Origin of the sequence: Streptomyces sp. YS-3, from assembly GCF_045257485.1 — a bacterium.
Taxonomy (GTDB): domain Bacteria; phylum Actinomycetota; class Actinomycetes; order Streptomycetales; family Streptomycetaceae; genus Streptomyces.
In genome coordinates, this window is sequence record NZ_JBJHPC010001004.1 from 1 (window position 1) to 1,339 (window position 1,339).

A 1,339-nucleotide genomic window follows, 5' to 3' on the forward strand; every position below is an offset into this window, starting at 1 on the left:
AGTACCGCCCCCGCCCCCGGACCGCGCGATGCGAAGCCGGCGCCCGACCCGAAGCCGAGGCCCGCGCTGGTCTTCGACGATCCGCTGGACCAGCAGTCCTCGGACGACACGGACCGCGGGTGGGGTGAGCGGGCCCCCTCGGCCGGCAGCGCGGCCGATCTCGCGCGCTTCCTCGACGAGAAGCCGCCCCACCACATCTGAGCGCGGGCCCTTCCGGCCCGGCGGCCGTGCGCTACGGCGTGCTGTGCCCCGTGCCCCGCTGGGAGACCAGGGCGTCGCGGATCTCCTTCAGCACCTCCAGCTCGCTGATCTCCAGGGTCTCCTGGACGCCCTCCTTCGCCTTGTCGCGCTGGGCGCGCTTGGCCAGGACCTTGGCCATCGGCAGGACCATCAGGAAGTACACGACGGCCGCCGTGATGAGGAAGCTCAGCACCGCGCTGAGGACCAGACCCCACATGATCGGGATACCGGAGACGGCCTCGCCCGTCTTCGTGTCGAACTGGCAGGGTCCCTTCAGGCACGAGCTGTAGCTGTTCAGGTCCTTCGTCCCGAACGCACCGACCAGTGGGTTGATGACGCCCTTCACGACCGAGTTCACGATCGTGGTGAACGCGGCGCCGATGACCACCGCGACGGCCAGGTCGATCACATTGCCGCGCATCAGGAAGGCCTTGAAGCCCGCCATGACGCCGCCGCTCTTCTTCTCGTCGGTCACGAGTGAGCCTCTCTTCGCAGGTGCAGGGGGTGGAGCAAACCGTTCCGCAACCTACGTCAGCGCATGACCGCGCTGTCCAATCCGCATACGCAAACAGGTGACTTGACAGGAAGCCAGTGCGATTCAGCACCACGTCACCACCAGCCGGGAGGTCGCGCCGGCACCCGCGAGCGCCGTCGCGGTGGCGCGGGGGACGGAGAGGACGACCAGGGCCCCCTCGTCGGACGCGGACGGACCGCGTAGCCGGGGCACCTCGGTCACCCGCGCACCCGAGGCCACCAGGCGGGCCGCGCCGGAACCGCCCCGGCCACCTGAACCGCCCATACCGCCTGTACCGGGTGGTGAGGAGTCGGGTGCCGCGATCACGTCGACCCGGTCGCCGGGCCGCAGCAGCCGTACGGTCTCCGCGTCCGCGATCCGTACCGGCGCCGACACCACGTCAACCGCCTTGGCGGCGGGGCTGGATGCCGTGGCCGTCTGACGGGCGCCCGTGTTCACCGCCGCCACGGCGCCGGGCGCCGGGGGGCCCGCTTCCGCACGGCCCGGGGCCCGCGCGCCCACCGCCGCCAGTGCCGCCGCGGCCACCGCGAGCCCGGCCGCCATCGCCCGCCGCCGGCGCCGCAC

General features: G+C 72.4%; 3 protein-coding genes. 1 reads left to right on the plus strand and 2 read right to left on the minus strand.

What is annotated here, in order from left to right; all coding sequences use genetic code 11:
- Positions 1–201: hypothetical protein (locus tag ACJA3G_RS37065; RefSeq protein WP_406557403.1), on the plus strand; the 201-nt coding region annotated here is incomplete at its 5' end.
- A gap of 31 nt (positions 202–232) precedes the next feature.
- On the opposite strand, the gene mscL is transcribed toward ACJA3G_RS37065, so the two are convergent.
- The gene (mscL, locus tag ACJA3G_RS37070; RefSeq protein WP_406557405.1) at positions 233–685 is read right to left on the minus strand and encodes a large conductance mechanosensitive channel protein MscL; all 453 of its coding nucleotides are present in this window, start codon (positions 683–685) and stop codon (positions 233–235) included.
- Positions 686–838: 153 nt separating this feature from the next.
- Positions 839–1,339, minus strand: a 501-nt coding sequence (locus ACJA3G_RS37075) for a hypothetical protein (RefSeq protein WP_406557404.1), incomplete at its 5' end; no start/stop codon positions are given.

Excerpts from the sequence above, each read along its gene's own strand:
- mscL (WP_406557405.1), bottom strand. The coding sequence starts at position 685 with ATGGCGGGCTTCAAGGCCTTCCTGATGCGCGGCAATGTGATCGACCTG.